General features: G+C 37.9%; 15 protein-coding genes and 1 riboswitch. Of the genes, 2 read left to right on the plus strand and 13 right to left on the minus strand.

The genetic code is table 11. The features are described 5' to 3' along the window. Positions 1-55: 55 nt before the first annotated feature. From NST76_RS20255 to NST76_RS20305, 11 genes are all read right to left on the minus strand, one after another. On the minus strand, positions 56-1,351 hold the full coding sequence (locus NST76_RS20255) for an arsenic transporter (RefSeq protein WP_036128494.1): 1,296 nt from the start codon (positions 1,349-1,351) through the stop codon (positions 56-58). A 66-nt stretch (positions 1,352-1,417) separates the two neighbouring features. Further along, positions 1,418-2,137, minus strand: coding sequence for a YebC/PmpR family DNA-binding transcriptional regulator (locus NST76_RS20260; protein ID WP_036128496.1), 720 nt, complete (start codon positions 2,135-2,137; stop codon positions 1,418-1,420). Between the two features lie 200 nt (positions 2,138-2,337). Beyond that, positions 2,338-2,799: a low molecular weight protein-tyrosine-phosphatase gene (locus tag NST76_RS20265; RefSeq protein WP_036128500.1), complete on the minus strand. Its 462-nt coding sequence runs from the start codon at positions 2,797-2,799 to the stop codon at positions 2,338-2,340. Positions 2,800-2,857: 58 nt separating this feature from the next. Next, positions 2,858-3,460: a 1-acyl-sn-glycerol-3-phosphate acyltransferase gene (locus NST76_RS20270; protein ID WP_036128502.1), complete on the minus strand. Its 603-nt coding sequence runs from the start codon at positions 3,458-3,460 to the stop codon at positions 2,858-2,860. Positions 3,461-3,539: 79 nt separating this feature from the next. Continuing rightward, on the minus strand, positions 3,540-4,373 hold the full coding sequence (locus tag NST76_RS20275) for a putative RNA methyltransferase (protein ID WP_036128503.1): 834 nt from the start codon (positions 4,371-4,373) through the stop codon (positions 3,540-3,542). 2 nt (positions 4,374-4,375) lie between these two features. Then, positions 4,376-5,731 (minus strand): MATE family efflux transporter, encoded by a 1,356-nt coding sequence (locus tag NST76_RS20280; RefSeq protein WP_342545312.1) that lies wholly within the window; start codon positions 5,729-5,731, stop codon positions 4,376-4,378. A gap of 150 nt (positions 5,732-5,881) precedes the next feature. Beyond that, on the minus strand, positions 5,882-6,649 hold the full coding sequence (locus NST76_RS20285; protein WP_036128509.1) for a tyrosine-protein phosphatase: 768 nt from the start codon (positions 6,647-6,649) through the stop codon (positions 5,882-5,884). Positions 6,650-6,791: 142 nt separating this feature from the next. Then, on the minus strand, positions 6,792-7,742 hold the full coding sequence (locus NST76_RS20290) for an ABC transporter substrate-binding protein (RefSeq protein WP_036128510.1): 951 nt from the start codon (positions 7,740-7,742) through the stop codon (positions 6,792-6,794). Beyond that, positions 7,726-8,283: a hypothetical protein gene (locus NST76_RS20295; protein ID WP_036128512.1), complete on the minus strand. Its 558-nt coding sequence runs from the start codon at positions 8,281-8,283 to the stop codon at positions 7,726-7,728. Before NST76_RS20295 ends, NST76_RS20290 begins: the two co-directional genes overlap by 17 nt. A 152-nt stretch (positions 8,284-8,435) precedes the next feature. Continuing rightward, a riboswitch (cobalamin riboswitch) is annotated at positions 8,436-8,636 on the minus strand. Between the two features lie 99 nt (positions 8,637-8,735). Next, a complete protein-coding gene (locus NST76_RS20300) occupies positions 8,736-9,281 on the minus strand; it encodes a glutathione peroxidase (RefSeq protein ID WP_036128514.1) in 546 nt (181 codons plus the stop codon). Between the two features lie 84 nt (positions 9,282-9,365). Continuing rightward, positions 9,366-9,914, minus strand: a complete 549-nt coding sequence (locus NST76_RS20305) for a hypothetical protein (RefSeq protein WP_036128516.1) — start codon at positions 9,912-9,914, stop codon at positions 9,366-9,368. Between the two features lie 90 nt (positions 9,915-10,004). Between NST76_RS20305 and ytvI the strand changes: the two genes are divergently transcribed. Beyond that, positions 10,005-11,063: a sporulation integral membrane protein YtvI gene (gene ytvI / locus NST76_RS20310; protein WP_036128518.1), complete on the plus strand. Its 1,059-nt coding sequence runs from the start codon at positions 10,005-10,007 to the stop codon at positions 11,061-11,063. A 194-nt stretch (positions 11,064-11,257) separates the two neighbouring features. Here ytvI and NST76_RS20315 read toward each other — a convergent pair whose 3' ends face one another. Together NST76_RS20315 and NST76_RS20320 are read right to left on the minus strand one after the other, a co-directional pair. After that, entirely contained in the window at positions 11,258-12,391 is a 1,134-nt protein-coding gene (locus tag NST76_RS20315) for a C40 family peptidase (protein ID WP_036128519.1), read from the minus strand. A gap of 848 nt (positions 12,392-13,239) precedes the next feature. Then, positions 13,240-15,228: an AarF/UbiB family protein gene (locus tag NST76_RS20320; RefSeq protein WP_058843809.1), complete on the minus strand. Its 1,989-nt coding sequence runs from the start codon at positions 15,226-15,228 to the stop codon at positions 13,240-13,242. 245 nt (positions 15,229-15,473) lie between these two features. Here NST76_RS20320 and NST76_RS20325 point away from each other — a divergent pair, with 245 nt between their 5' ends. Continuing rightward, the gene (locus tag NST76_RS20325; protein WP_089933765.1) at positions 15,474-17,168 is read left to right on the plus strand and encodes an FAD-dependent oxidoreductase; all 1,695 of its coding nucleotides are present in this window, start codon (positions 15,474-15,476) and stop codon (positions 17,166-17,168) included. The last annotated feature ends 356 nt before the right edge of the window (positions 17,169-17,524 follow it).

Below are 17,524 nucleotides of genomic sequence, written 5' to 3' on the forward strand. Positions count from 1 at the left end.
TTAATATCTTACTATTACTTATTGTACTATTTATTTCACTATTTCGACAATATAACTATGCTATTATACTTATCCAAAAAACTAATGCTAGTAAAGTAGCGAGCAGTGTTGGAATTGTAAGAATGATGCCGATTCTAAAATACTGTCCCCAGCTAATTTTAATGCCCTTTTGAGCCAATATATGAAGCCATAATAATGTCGCAAGTGAGCCAATCGGTGTCATTTTCGGACCTAAATTTGTGCCAATAACATTTGCATAAATGAGCCCTTCCTTCATCATACCAGTTGCACTTGTTTCAGAAATGGCTAAGGCATCAATCATAACAGTAGGTAAATTATTCATCACTGCAGACAAAATTGCCGCAACAAATCCCATCGTCATGGTTGCCACTACAAAACCATGCTGTACCGCTTGCTCTAGTAAACTGGCTAGCAATCCTGTCATCCCTACATTTTTTAATCCATAGACCACCACATACATACCGATGGAAAAGAACACTATATTCCACGGCGCTCCTTTTATGACCCTCTTCGTATCTACAACCTTACTACGCTGTGCAAGCGATAAGAAAATAGAAGCAACACCGCATAAAACGAAGGATACAGGAATGTGTAGAACTTCACCGACCACGAACCCTACTAATAGGATGGCAATCACATACCAAGCTATCGAAAATAAGCGAGGATCTCGAATTGCCTGCTTTGGATGCTCAACCGCCTCAAGAGAATAATGCTGTGGAATGGACCGTCGAAAAACAATATACAGTACAACAATACTGGCCACTAAAGAAAAGAAATTCGGTACAACCATATGAATTGCATACTCTATAAAGCCGATTTCAAAAAAATCAGCTGATACAATATTAGTTAAATTACTTATTACAAATGGTAAGGAAGTTGTATCTGCTATAAAACCACTTGCCATGATAAACGGAAAAATCATTTTTTCAGTTAAATTCAGTTTTCTTACCATTGCTAACACAATGGGAGTGAGTATTAAAGCCGCTCCATCATTAGCAAATAGGGCCGACACAACTGCCCCTAGGCAAGCAATATAAACAAATAACCGAATTCCGCTTCCCTTCGCAAGTCGTGCCATGTGCAGAGCTGCCCATTCGAAAAAACCAATTTCATCTAAGATTAGCGAAATTAAAATAATGCCAATAAATGATAACGTCGCATTCCAAACAATTCCAGTTACTGCTAACACATCATGCCAGGTAACTACACCCATTAGTAAGGCAATCGCCGCCCCTATACAGGCTGACCAGCCGATAGATAGTTTACGTGGTTGTACTATGACAAAAAATAATGTGACTAAAAATAAACTAATGGCTAAAATACTCTGCATCGTTTTCCTCCCTAATTAAAAACCAGTAGCTAATTTGCTACTGGTTTACTCACTTCATTTATCGATTTATTCGCCCAAATCTGCATTGTGGAAGACATTTTGTACATCCTCTAAATCTTCTAATGCATCGATTAGTTTTTCAAACTTAGCTACATCATCGCCAGTTAAGGCAACTTCTGTTTGAGGTAGCATAGAAAGCTCTGCTACTGTAAATTCTGCAACCCCTGCAGCCTTTAACGCTTCTTGTGTCGCAAAGAATTGATCTGGCTCCGCATAAATAATAACCGCGTCATCCTCTTCTAAAATATCGCGAGCATCAAGATCTGCTTCCATTAAAATTTCAAGTACTTCATCAGCCGTTTTACCTTCTAAGCCAATAACTGCAGTTGAATCGAACATATAAGCGACAGATCCACTGACACCCATGTTCCCGTTATTTTTACCAAATGCCGCACGAACATCTGATGCTGTACGATTCACATTGTTTGTTAAAGCATCCACAATAATCATTGTGCCGGCTGGTCCAAAGCCTTCATAACGTAATTCATCAAAGTTTTCATCGCCGCCACCTTTTGCTTTATCGATGGCTTTTTCTATAATATGTTTTGGAACACTGTATGTTTTTGCGCGTTCGAGCACTACTTTAAGTGCACGGTTTGACTCTGGATCTGGTTCGCCTGATTTAGCTGCCACATAAATTTCTCGCCCGAATTTTGCATTAATACGGCTTGTGCTTTGATCTTTAGACGCTTTCTTTTCTTTAATGTTGTTCCACTTACGACCCATTGTTTCCACTCTCTTTCAAATATAAGTTTATAAAAATGATAGATACGCAGTTGCACATCTGTAAATGGTAATTAAATACTTATCGTATCTTTACTCTGCAAATAATAACACAATGATGCTTACAAAGCTATATATACCAATGTTTAAGCTAATATTTTCTGAAGAAATAGCTGTTAAAATTTTCGTTTTTTAGTGTCACTTTACAACAGCTCTTGTTTTATTTTTGCTAGTAATGCCTGACAGCCTTCTTGCACTAAATCATAGGTTTCTTGAAAATCACCCGTATAATATGGATCAGGGACGTCTTTGCGATGTTCCGTTAAATCTAGAAAACGAAAAATCTTTGGTGAGCGCGGATCGCCTAGCATCGTTCGGATATTGCGAATATTGCTTTCATCCATACCGATAATATAAGCGAATTTTTCAAAATCAGCCCTTTGTAATTGTCGACCTTGCATGCCTGTTGTGGAAATACCATTTTCTCTAAGCTTATCCAATGTACCTTGATGTGGAGGTTCACCAATATGCCATGAACTTGTGGCAGCAGAATCCACTTCAATTTTATCTCCTAAATGCTCTTTTTCTACTAACTCTCGCATGACGGCTTCTGCCATGGGAGAGCGACAAATATTACCTAAGCAAACGAAAAGTACTCGAATCATGTTTCTCCTCCTACAACAAAGCACTCAAAATCTATGTGACTCTGAGTGCCGCTTCTCTTTATTTGACTGCAATACGTTTTTGTAATTCTTCCGTTAAAGAAATTAGCTCATGTTCAAGATGTTGTGTAAATTGCTCACGACCTTCTTTCCCTTTCCCTGTTACATAAAATGGCTCACCATAGATTAAGTAGCCTTTGCCACGCTTCATTACATCGCCAGCATTACGCGCGCCAACATATGCAGCTGGAACAATTTGCGCCTTTGCTAGCTGTGCAATCGTAATCGCTCCTTGCTTCAAATCCGTTCCTTCTGAGCTACGAGTACCAGAGGGAAAAATCCCTACAATTTTACCTTCTTTCAATAACTGTGAAGGAATTTTAATCACGCTTGGTCCAGGATTATCACGATCCACCGGAAAGGCATTTAAACGCTCAATAAGCCAGCCAAGCCCTTTCATTTCAAATAATTGCTTCTTCGCCATAAAGTGAATTTCACGAGGGTACATGGCTACACCAAGGTTTAAAATATCAACGTAGCCTGTATGTGTACAAGCTATAATATACCCACCATCTTTTGGCAAGTTTTCTTCTCCATATACACGAGCCTTTGAACCCATTAATTTTAATATTACTTTGACAACATTAGCTGCTAATTTATACACTGTTACATTCCTACCTTATTCAATAGTTATTCCCATTGTAATCGAAAAGACCAGTATACTGCAATTGCAGGTGGCCCTCTTAAACTTTCCCTACTAATAGATCTACATCAATCGTAATTTCATTTAATACAATGGCCGTTTCCTCTTTTTTATGCCAGCCCATCGGTGTCATCTCTAATAACGCCGGCACAAGCTCTTCTGCAAGCGGTAAAGTATAGGTTACACGTTCTACTATAACTTCACTAAAGCTATCTTTAAAACGGGCAACAATTTGTTCATTAGAGTATGTTTCCTTGCTCGAATCTGCATATAATTGGGCACGCAGTTCCTGTAAATAGCCGCTTTGTGGTACAACCTTTACAAGACAGCCATCTGGGGCAAGAAGACGCTTAAATTCCTCATAATTTGCGGGCGATAAAATATTTAATATTGCATCAAAGCTTTCTTGCGCAAATGGACTTTTGGCTAAATCACCTACACACCAAATTTGTTGTGGATAATGACGTGTTGCTGCCAATATGCCCTCTTTTGCTATATCGATACCAACACCGATGCCATTGTCTATGTCTGTCATAATACGAGCTAAATGTGATCCTTCTCCACAGCCAGTATCAAGCACTGTTTTTGCAGAGGCTATAAGCTTACTAATTTTTTCTTCTACAGCATCATAAATCCCACTATCAATCACTGCCTTACGAGATTCAAAAAGACTTTTGCTATATTTAGAAGCAGCGCTATGTGTCAGCATGTTGACATAGCCCTGCTTAGCTATATCAAAAGAATGGTTAGCAGGACAAACCAATCTTCCCTGCTCATAGACATGCATCGATTGCTGACATACAGGACAAGCAAAAAGTGTGATAGATTGCTCCATTAATGCTGCCGCTATCGCACGTTTAGATAATGCTCCCATTTCTATGCCTCCTTCTGTTCATTCAGTGAAACGAGGGCAAATCGCTCCCATTTACGGCTTTTCCATCTAAAGTATACGATAATTGCACGTACCCATTCATCTGCTGAAATAGCTAGCCATATTCCAACCAAGCCCCAATCCAATATAAATACAAATAAATAACCAAGCGGAAGACTCATACAAACCATCGATAGAAAACCAATCTTCACAGGAAATCTGGCATCTCCAGAAGCACGTAAAGAGTTAATGACAACGATATTCATTGTACGGCCAGTCTCTAGCAAAATACTGAGGGCTAACACGGATGCTCCAATAGTAATGACATCTGGATTATCGGTAAAAACATGCATGAGTGGTTTGCGGAAAATCGTAACGACTGCAACCATAATAATCGTAAAAACAAATGCCGCACGGACACTTATCCATAGTTGATGGTATGCCTCATCCTTCTTCCCTGCCCCCACATGACGTCCGATAATAATAGCTGTTCCTGTACCAATGGCAATCGCAAATAAATACGTAAACATCGAAATATTCATAGCATATTGTCGTGCTGCCAGTGTTTCTGCTCCTAAATATGTCGCATAATATAAAAAGACAATCTGACAAAACTGATAAAGTACCTGTTCAAAGGCAGAAGGTAAACCAATGTTTAATATTTTCCTTACATATTCCTTAGAATAATCAAAATAATAGTGTAGCTTCACGCGTACTTCCATCACTTGATAGAGCAACCAGAAAAACACTAGTACAGCTAATCCTCGACTAATGACCGAAGAAATAGCCGCTCCTTTTACACCAAGCTCTGGTAAACCTAAATTCCCAAAAATCAGACCATAGTTTAGCACAACATGCAAGATATTCATGCCAAGTGATACATACATCGTTTGCTTCGTCCAACCATGTACACGAATTATTGCAGCAAGTGCATTAATAATAGCCTGTAGAAAAATAAAACTCCCGATGATAACTAAATAACTTTGTGCATAGTGAAGTACTTCTCCCTGCAAGTTCATCATAGTCATTAAATGTTTTGCAAAGAAGAAAAATAGAATACTCATTAACAGTCCAACAACCAAATTCATTGTGACAGCTAAAGCCGATATTTTCGCTGCTTCAAAAAAACGTCTTGAACCTAAATACTGTGAAACGACAATGGATGCACCATTCCCTACCACTTCAAGAATCAAGATCGCAATATGGATATATTGATTGGCTGCACCTACTCCGGATACAGCATTATCTGATAAAGCACTGAGCATAAAAGTATCGGCTAATCCCATTAACATAAATAGAAATACTTCTAAGAAAATAGGCCATGTTAAATGGAATAGACTTAACTTATTTGTCTCTTTCATTGTCTCTGCCAATACTTTCACTTCTCCTATATTTTTCTTAAAAATCTATTGTATCTTATCATAAATTTTCAGACTGTAAAGAGGTTTATAGGAAGACAGCGCTTCCACATAAAAAATCCCTCTCACACAGATATGTGAAAGGGGTCATTGTTATGTTAAGCAATAAGCTTGCAATTGCTCTCGTCTAGCAATAGTTAGGCCAAACTCCTGCTCTAAAAACTTAGTCTTTGAGCCATAATGGTAATCCATAGCATCCAATGCTGCTTGTAAATAGTCTTCTCGAGCAGACATTAATGCATAGAATTGCTGTAATTCTTGCTCATTATATTGATGTTGAATAGCCTGTGCCATTCTGTCTACCATTGGACGTAAATGGATATTCGTGTTTAAATAGTCTTCCATAATCGTCTCCTCAGGTACATCTAAGGCTAGCAAAATAAGAGCTCCCCCTATACCTGTGCGATCCTTACCAACTGCACAATGGTGGACAAGACCCAAATTGTCAGGATTTTGTATGGTTTTCATTAACTCTTTAAAAGAAGGATTATTAAACGGCATCTGTGCATAAAAATCTCGGAACATTTCGGGGCTTACTGCTTTATAAAAATCTCTACCACCAGCATTTGTAGGCATTTCAAATGTATGATTGCCCTTCGCTGGTATTTGAATATATTGAGCGTGTGAGAACATAGGGTTAGGATTATGGTGTGCCTCATTATTATCACGATAATCAAAAATGGTTTTAATCCCTAATGTTTCAAATAGCTCTTTATCCGCCAACGTCATTTTCCCAAGAGCCGCTGAGCGGTAAAATAAACCGTTCTTGACAATGCGCCCATCCCTTGTCCTATATCCCCCCATATCTCGAAAATTATAAACTGCCTCAAATGGAATTATCTTTGTCTCTAACTGTTCCAATTACTACACCTCCTAAAATTATCGAGCACTCTTACTTTTATTTTATAGAACTAACTCAATTAATTCCAATTTTCACACTAGGAAATAACAACCCACATAAAAATGGCTAGCTGTCAGTATACAGCTAGCCTTGAATGGTTTCTTATTTAAATAACTCTGGATAGACAGCCTTTGCTACTAGTTCTACGGCTTCCCCAATACGTGGGCCAGGTCGATTAGAGATATCTGTATCAAGAGTCTGTACTGCTTTATTTTGAACTGCTGTCACTGTATTCCATCCATCACGTGCAAGTATTTCACCTATTGGATCCTCTGTGTAGTTTACTGTCGTTAAAATAACATCTGGGTTTTTCACTATGACATCTTCCTCAGAAACTTGTGCCCAGCTGCTCAAGTCAGAAAAAACATTCTTAACATTGGCTGCATCTAGTATTTCTTGCTGGAAAGTACCAGAGCCTGCTGTATAAATATCGGGCTTAGGACTAATTTCTAAATAAACATTTTTCGGTGCTTTTACTTCCTTCACCTTTGCTTTAACGTCAGCTAATTTCGCTTTAATCTCTTCGTTTACTTCATTTCCTTTATCTGCAACACCCATTACAGCTGCGATCTGTTCGATGTCACCATAAACATCATCGAATGTAGCTGCTGATTGAATAACAAACACTTTGATTCCAGCATCTTCAAGTGGTTTCATTGCTTCCTTATCACCAATCGTATAAGCTATAACAACATCTGGCTTCAACGCTATGATTCGTTCACTGTTAAAATTCACAGAATCAGAAACCCGTTCAATTTTCTGTGCTTCCTCTGGGTAAGTATCATACTCAGTTGCTCCTACGATTTTATCACCAACACCTAGAGCAAATAAAATTTCTGTATTACTTGGTTGCAATGATACAACTGTTTTTGGTACTTCTTTAAACTCTATTTCTACACCGCGATCATCTGTCACTTTGTAGTTTGTTTGCTCTGTTTGTTGTGTATCCTGTGAAGCGTCTTTATTTTTAGTATCTACTGAAGTACCACAACCTGCTAAAATCATTGCAAGGAAGAGTACTGTTAGCCATTGAACATTAAATAATTTCTTCATTATTATTCTCCTTTTTCTTTTTCATCGGATATGATTTACTAATAAATGATATTTCAGCTATCCCTGCTTGTTGATTCATAAAGACAGCCATAACGAAGCACACATTGGCTAATAGGCCTAAATAATCAAAAAGAATAGCTGGAACCTCTCGTTCTTCCGATACTTTGTGTAATGTACGATATGATTTTTTTGCTTCACTACGGCAAAGATGTAGAGCAGCGGCAGCCTCTGTACCTTGAGGTAAGACAAAGTTTTGTATCTCTTCCTTCACATGACGAACATAAAAATCATAGCGCTCACTTAACCAAGCAAGATCCTCTTCTGTTACAGCTAGTTTTCCACGAACCGAGCCATTGACATGGTAGGCCATAGGTAAAATAATCATTAAATCTTCTACAACAGCTTGTACATCCTCTTTCTTAACTGCAGCTAAAGCAACTCCCAAATGCGTAGTCAGACTGTCTGTTCGAATCTCAAAATCAACCGTCGAAGCTTTTTCACGCATAAATGGATAACAAGAATAACGTGCATCTTTTTTCACTTGCGATCCCCCCACTTTTCATTATGAAAATTCTTGCATAAAAAAACGCCGCTCCTTTACGCAAAGGAACGACGAAAATAACATAATAATGGCCAAATTAACATGACATAGCCTATGTATTTGCCGTATATCCTCCTAGCTTCCGAGAAGTTTTTATACGTTCAAACAAAGGTCGGTCTCCTGGCTTGTACAGTTCATTACATAAAAAACGAATGTGTGATAAAGTACCTTCCCATCTCTGTTAAGACAGTGGTAAACCTTTATACTAGCTGTACTTACAGTTGCGGAAACAGCTTCGGTTTTTCACCGAATTCCCGATTATGCTTGTTAGCACCTTTATTCTGCAAGAATAATTCACTTGTAAAGCAGTTTATCATATATTAATAGGAAAAAATAGCTGTGCTTTGAATGGATCGTCACCATTTCTAAAGAATAAGATAAACAAAACTGTTTTATAGTATAGTTTCAATTGCCTGTTCAATATCAAGTTGTGAATCTGTTGGTTCAAAGCGTGCAACGGTCTTGCCGTTAGCATCTACTAAAAACTTTGTAAAGTTCCAGCGAATATTACGACCATCTAAAAAGTTAGGGGCAAGTTGAACAATTGCCTCAGCAAGCATTTTTTCCTGCATGCTCGCCTTGCCAAACTCTCGAAAATCCACTTCATGTTTTAAATAATTGAATAATGGGTGGGTAGTCTCTCCATTTACTTGTACAAGCTCAAAAATTGGGAAGGTAACGCCATAATTCACTTTACAAAGATGCGTAGTCTCCTCGCCATCTTCAGGATTTTGATGACCAAATTGATCGCAAGGAAATCCTAGAACGACAAAATTATCTTTCCCATATTTATCATACATTTTTTGTAAGTCATCAAATTGATATGTAAATCGGCATTGATTCGCCGTATTGACAATTAGCATCGTTTTTCCACGATATGTTTCCATGGATAAAATTTCACCATTAGGTTTTCGTACTAAATAATTATAAATGCTCATGTCTTAACCCCTTTTATTTTTTCATTTATTATAGTTGACTATTCAATAATTTACCAAATAATTTGCACAAAAAACACCATCTCGTTACGTTGAACGGATGGCTGACTTATACTTCTGTTTAGATTTAACGTCCTGCTCTTCATTAATTAAACGATGGGCAATGTCTAATAACTTTATGTCACTTGTCTCGTCATATAGCTTTTTAAAAGATACAATAATATCATGGCGAATGTGAGTCGGATGCTTCTCATCTAAACAAGTTTGAAATCTCTTTGCTAAATAAGACACCACTAAGTCACTTTGTACTTGACCTGCTAGCCCAATTTTCCAAATAGCTTGTAATGCATTTCGAGCTGTAACGGATCGTTCATCATAAGTCACAGCCCAAATCTTTAAAAAATCCTCCAATACCCTTTCTTCTGGGTCACTTTTTGCGGCTAAGGCGCATAAAATTTGTGCAGCACGTGCACGTGCATGACCATCTTTGTATGTAAGTGCTTGTACAAGCTGTTCCCAGACTGCATATGTCCAATCTACGGGTTCCTGCAGAATTTTTATTAGTTCCTCGTAAGATTCAATATCGCGGTCATGCTCTGTTAGATTATTAAAAAGTTGCAAAATCTCTTTCTCCATAATTTATCCCTACCTTTATTGTTTCAGAACGTAATAAAATTTGATTTATGGTACACTTAACTTAATTTTTTTCTCAAAGAAGGTGAGTTTATGAATAAATTTAATGCTAGGAAAATGATTTTCCGATTGATTGTGATTCTTTCTCTACTTGTAGCTGCCTATTTTGTAATCCCTGTATCCATGCCTATAATACTTGCTGGTGTCAGTGCATTTTTCTTAGAACCCATTGTTATGTTCTTTAAAAGGCGATGGAAAATGTCAAGGAAAATTGTAGTTGCTTTTATATACATAGTGAGTGTTATTGTTATCTCTATTATTTGCTATATATCCATTACACAAATTATGTCGCAAATAATTATATTGTCAAAGCAAGCTCCCTATTATATTTCCAAGCTATCAGATATGTGGCTTCATATGCAAGAAAATATTTCTAAATACACAGAGGACTTTCCACCTGAAGTAAGTGCTTCGCTTCAAAAAACCACTATGGATTTCATAAAGAAAGTTGAAGAATCCTTTTTAAGCTTCTTTAATTATAACAAAGTTTCAGCATTCTTTTCAGAGATTCCAAGCCTATTTATCAGTCTTCTCGTTTATATGATTGCTTTATTCCTATTTATGCTTGATTTGCCCAAATTAAAGGAAATCACTTATAAATATTTAAAGCCTAACACAGCAAAGAAAATAAAAATCATCTTAAATCGTTTAAAAGATGCAACATTCGGTTATATGAAGGCACACTTATTTGTAAGCTTTATCATAGGTGGCGTCACACTTATTGGATTACTATTAATCCAACCGAAATATGCAGTTACGATGACCATTATTATTTGGTTAATAGATATCGTTCCTTTCCTAGGGTCCATTATTATATTAGCCCCATGGGGACTATACCATCTATTAATGGGAAACACAGCTATCGCTGTAAAATTATTCATCTTAGCTGCTATTTTACTTATTATTCGTCGTGTCGTCGAGCCTAAACTAATGGGCGACCACATTGGCTTATCCACTTTGCCAACATTAATTGCCATGTTCATTGGTCTACAGTTATTTGGTATCATCGGTTTACTCGTTGGCCCATTTGTTATCATTTTCTTTATTGCCTTAAAAGAGACAGGTGTCATTAAGCTAAATTTTAAAATTTAATGCAAAGTCATTACGCTTCGAGCTTACCTCTAATGCTCCTCTTAAACCACTGGAAATGCAAAATAAGTGTTCATCTCTCCTCGACAAAGGAGGTAGATGAACACTAAAGCAAAATAAAAAAGGTCATCTTTGTATATTTTTTCTCTACAAAGATGACCTTTTCATCATGTCAATCGTCTATTAAATATAGAGGCTTATTGAATACGACCAAAGCCTACTAAGTATTGATTCCACCAATCAAGTGATTCAATTACGATACCATTGTTTTGAGCATCGATCATTGTGTTGTTCCCTAAGTAAATACCTACGTGAGCTACACCAGAACCATAGCTGAAGAATACTAAGTCTCCAACACGTGCTTCACTTGCTGAGATACGTTGAGTTGCTAAATACTGCTGTGATGCTGTACGTGGTAAAGAAACACCTGCTTGTTTGTATGACCACTGTACAAGACCTGAACAGTCAAAGCCTGTCGATGGGTTACTACCACCCCAGACATATGGACGTCCTAGGAATTGTTTAGCTGTTGAAATAGCATCTCCTGAAGAAGCCGTACCAGCTCCTGAGCCCATAACAATTTTTTGTGGCACGCCGCCATCATTATTTTGAGTTGCTTGTACAACTGGAGTTGCTGCTTGTAGCGCACGTAAACGGGCTGCTTCTTCTTCAGCTGCTTTACGCTCTGCCTCTAAACGTTCTTCTTCTTGTTTCGTTGCAATTTGAGCTTTTAATGCAAGTGATTTCGCTTCATTTTCAGCCTTTTTCACTTCCATTTCGCTTTCCTTTTGTTGAAGCTCTTGGAATTGCTTTTGAAGCTCTTTTTGTTTTTCATCTAATATAGCTTTTTGTTGCTCTAAGCTTGCTTTATCTGCTTCCTGTTGATCTACCAATTCTTGGTCAGCATCCATTAATGTTTTGACCGCTACGACACGATCCATTAAATCGGCAAAGCTTTTTGCTTCAAGAACGACATTTAAATAAACGCCTACAGTATTATCTTGTGCTTGGTATGCAGCCATACGCTCACTTAAAATTTTAGAACGTTGCTCGATACGTTTTTGTGTTTCAACAATACTAGCATCCACTTCTTTAATATCAGCTTGTACCTGTTTAAATATTTTCACCTTTGCGTCGATCTCTTGTTGTAACTTTGTTAATTCTTCTTGTAATTTTTTAACTTGTGCATCAATTTCAGCCTTTTTCTCAATCATTTGTTGAGAAGTTTCTTCGGCATGTACTTCTGTTGGTTGAATTGTATTAAATAATAAGCCGCCAGCTAGTGCTAATGCTAGCACCATCGACTTACGCCATTTATTGCGCTTACCCACTGATTTTCATTCCCCTTCATCTGTCAATTTCGCTCTAGATATTCTATGTAATCACTTGAACGATTCTATTTTAATCAAATGTTCTTATATTTATTTTAGCCTTTTAAAGTTTAGCATTTTCGGCATAACTTTTATACTATTTCATGTCTATTTAATACATTAGTAAAACTCGAAATATTTCTGTAATATTTGCAAGAAAACTACTTTATTCTACAAAACGCCTAATTTATTCTATCTAATGTCGATATTAGCTGATTCAACATTAGACCTACACATCACTTTGTAATGTTTTTGTAATATTTTATTCAAATATTTCAATGAAAAAGGTAGGGAATCAATCCCTACCTACTAATGTTTGAAAAAAAACCACCAATAGAATTTTCGCGAAAAGTGAAAATGGATTTCCGTTGCAGGCTACTTGCTTTCCTGTGGGCGAGCGCCGAGCCGCTTCCTCCGCTATCGCTCTGTGCAGGGGCTCGCCTGACTCGCTATCCCACGGGAGTCAAGTAGCCTTCCCATAAAAATGTTTCTTTTTAGTTAAGATTTTCCAATAAAGTGAAGGGTATTCACTACTCTTTATGGAGGGGTGTTGTCACTCAGCACTTCTCCACATTGAAAATAAGGGCCTCTCCTTTCTCTAAGAAGACAAATAATGGGCTAATTTGTTTACTACGGCTCGTATGAAAGATAGGGAAAAGACACTTTTGAACATGGTTGATTAGAGCGAACGCAGTGAGCAAAGCGGCTCATAAGACGCCCCCTGGAAAAGGCGCTGGCGGAACCCCCCACCCGTCTCTGCCGTTGACATCACCTTTTTCAACAACATGAGGTAGGGAATCAATCCCTACCTACTGCTTCATCGATCTCAGTGCTTGTATAGATAATCTCACTAACAAAATTGCACATAAAAATAAACCTAAATAAGCGGCTGTGTTTAAATATACCGCATACGAATCATGAATAAATTGTGAGATGGCTAAAAGAGCGACAGATATAATGCCAAATGTTATCCCTACTAGAAGCAGAACAAATCGAGAAAACAGATGTGTGATAAAACGTGCATTATGTTCATCCGAGAATATATCATGATGTAAAATGATTTTCCCACTTTCAACCCGTTGAATGAGTTGATCTACCCTTCTTGGCATTTTTCGCAAAGTGGGAATCAGCATGGATAGTTCCTCCTGCAGTCGCTCTTTTGTTGCCATCGGTTCTTTAAATGGCTTTAGGAAAGACGCACGCATATATGTAGCAGAAAAATCCTTTGCCTCTGTAAATATATCGAAACGTTGATCAATGACCCGTAATGTGCCATCTAGCGTCACCAAGGACCGGAGAGCCAATCCTACAGCAGGATAAAATGCAAGTCCAAAATCTCTTACCACTGTAAAGAGCGCATGGATCAATTCTTCAGTTGGTATGCGATCAACATAGGAGATTTTTAATAAAATTTGATCGATGGCCTGCTCCATTCTTGCGCGTTCTGCATGATCAGCATTTTCCACTAATAATGTTAGGCCATCATATAACACGCTTGAATCATTAAGCTGAATGCCCATCAAAAATAGCTTTAAGCCTTCTTGCTGTGTAGCTCCTAATCGTCCAACGGCTCCAAAATCGAGCAAAACGGGTGTGCCATCCGATTCATCGATATGAATATTACCTGGATGTGGATCTGCATGAAAAATACCTGAGAATAGCATTTGCTCAAAGAAAGAATATAATACCGTTTTGGCAAAGTGCCTACGATCAATAGATAAACGTTTGAATTCTGATGCCCCATCCGCCACACTTTGTCCACGAATATATTCCATCACAATGATATTCTCATTACTATACGCTGTATAAATTTTAGGAATTCGCACCTTATAATCACTTTTGGCTAGCGCATTCTTTACCTGTAATGTGTTACGCACTTCAATATCTAAATGAATTTCCTCACGTAGTCCATCGGCAAACCCACCCGCTAACTCCCGAAAGCCTAATGACTCTGCCCAAGTCGATTTTGTTGAAAGCCAATTAGCAAATTCCTCTAAAATTTCAAGATCATCACGCATAATCCCTTTTACTTCTGGGCGCAATAGCTTGACGACAACCTCTTCATAATTTTTGAGTCGTGCCTTATGCACTTGGCCAATTGACGCTGCTGCAATGGGCTCCATTTGAAAATGACTAAAGATTTCATCCATAGGTTGTGGAAGTGAACCCTCTAAAATTTGTGTAACTTGCTCTGCTGGTAAAGGCTTCACACTATGTTGCAATCTTTCTAACTCATCAATAAAAATAGGTGAAAATAATTCTTTACGTGTAGAGAGGACCTGTCCAAATTTAATAAAAATCCCACCACACTGCTCTAAAGTTGCTCGTAGTGCAATCGCAAGCTCTTTTTCATTTTCCCGCTGCCTTGCATATTTAATTGTTTGCACAACACCGTTTGTAACAGCAATTTTTAACACCTGTCGCAAACGTTTCTGCTGTCGCCAATAGCTTCGCAGACGCAATAGCAAGGACTTTTGACCGTTACGACGATCTCCAGCCGTAATACCGCTTGGATCAAATAACTCAAAAACCAAATAAAGCAACATCGAGATAAGTAGCATACTACCAATCCAAATAAGTGTGCTAACCTCTGTCACTGTCTGCATCATTGTTTCAGACAAAAAATCTGTATGGCGTAAATAAGAATACCAGTAAACAAAAGAGGTTAGTGTCACACTAATGACGACCGATAGCACTCTGCGAACAAAATTAATATTTGAACCAATTAATCGTCCGCTCACAATATAAATCAAACCCGATACAATGAGGATTTGAATTAAAAATTTCAAAAAAATCAACAGTGTCACCCCCTGTGTCATTTCCAATTCCTACTACCGCTAGTATAGCAAATTTATGCCCTAACTTTCTTTTACAAGGAATATCTCTGAAATTTTATAATATGTACTGCTTGATAATATACCCTTATAGGTATATTATTTATTTATAGTATTCATCCTATATAAATAATCAATCATTAGAATTTAAACCCTTATTTAATAGTATCCAAATACCCTAATATGTATTTTGAAAAGGAGTGTTTACTTTGAGTAAAAAATTTATAGTAGTTGGTGGCGTTGCAGGTGGCGCATCAACAGCGGCACGTATACGTCGTCTTGATGAAAAAGCAGAAATTATCATGTTTGAGAAAGGCCCGAATGTTTCTTTCTCTAATTGTTCCCTACCGTTCCACTTGAGCGGGATTGTTGAAAATAGCGATAAATTAATCTTAATGACACCTCAAGCCTTTCAAACAAAATACAATATTGAAGCTCGTGTTCAACAAGAAGTTATACGTATTAACCGCATGCAAAAAACTGTCACGATTACGGATTTGAAAACTGGTGTTGATTATGAGGAAAGTTACGATACGTTAGTTCTGTCGCCTGGTGCAAGTCCTATCGTTCCAAACTTAGAAGGTATTCATTCTGAACATGTCTTTACTATTCGAAATGTGGTGGATATTGACCGTTTAAACCGTTATCTACAAACGGATAATGTGCAAGATATTGCTGTAATTGGCGGAGGCTTCATTGGTGTAGAGGCAGCAGAAAATCTAAAGCTTGCAGGCTTTAATGTATCACTAGTCGAATTTGGTCAACAAATTATGGCACCGTTCGATTATGACATGGCTCAAATATTACACAAGGAAATGGCTGACAAAGGGGTTCAAGTCATTGTGAACGACGGCCTCGCACAAGTTGCACCAGATTATGTGGTATTAAATTCAGGCAAGCAATTAAAAGCACAAGCAGTTGTATTAGCCATTGGTGTTCGCCCTGAAACCAAATTAGCTAAAGAAGCTGGGCTAGTTATTGGTGAACTAGGGGGTATTCGAGTGGACGCTAATTATGTGACATCTGACCCTTCCATCTATGCTGTAGGAGATGCTATTGAAGTATTCCATCAGCTTACTCATAAACAAACGCGTCTAGCTTTAGCTGGTCCTGCTCAACGACAAGCACGCGCCGCAGCTAACCATATGTATAGTATCCCACAGCATAACAAAGGGGTTATTGGTTCTTCGAGCGTACAAATTTTCGACCTTGTATGTGCTGCAACAGGTTTGAACGAAAAAACAGCTCTAGCAAATGGCTTTCAAGCAAAAAGTGTTTATTTAATTGCACCAGACAAAGTAGGATTAATGCCAAATAGTAATCCACTTCACTTTAAACTCATTTACGAAACACCAACTGGAAAGGTTCTTGGTGCACAGGCGGTTGGTAAAGGGAATGCAGATAAACGAATAGACGTTATAGCCACTCTTATCACAATGGGCGGTACTTTAGAAGATTTGAAGGAACTAGAATTATCCTATTCTCCAATGTTTAGCACTGCACGTGATATTGTAAATTTGGCAGCACTTGTAGCACAAAACCAATTACACGGGAACTTCAAACAAATAAAAGTGGATGAAGTTAGGCCACTCATTGAAAAGCAAGCCTTTTTCTTAGATGTACGTGAAAAGAACGAATTCGAATCTGGTCATCTCATTGGCGCCCACCATATACCTTTAAGCGAACTTCGAGAACGAATGAATGAGATACCAAAGGATCAGCCTGTTTATGTACATTGCCGATCTGGTCAACGAAGTTATAACGCGGTTATGACTCTACAAAATAATGGCTATTCTAATGTCATGAATGTCAGTGGATCATTCCTTGGTATTTGCTTATATGAATACTTTACAGATATAACAACTAACAGGGAAAAAATTGTAACTACCTATAACTTTAACTAATCTAAAAGGGATGCGGTGATGTCAATGGGAGAAGCAGCTATTTTGAAAGGTAAGGGGTTGATTTCCGTTCCGCCAGTGTCCTTTCCAAGGGGGGCGTCCGATGAGCCGCTTCACTCACTGCATTCGCTCCAAGGTCTCATCTGTGACGCTGGCTCCACTCCAATCAACCATGTGCAAAGGTGTCTTTTCCTTATCTTTCATACGAGCCGTAGTGAACAAATTAACCCATTATTTGTCTGATTAGAGAAAGGAAAGACTCCTATTTTCAATATAGAGAAGTGATGAGTGACAACACCTATCCATAAAGAGTAGTGAATACCCTTCACTTTATTGGAAAACCTTTACTAAATTTATGG

The sequence above is a fragment of the Lysinibacillus sp. FSL W7-1291 genome, assembly GCF_038593415.1.
Lineage (GTDB): Bacteria > Bacillota > Bacilli > Bacillales_A > Planococcaceae > Lysinibacillus > Lysinibacillus fusiformis_D.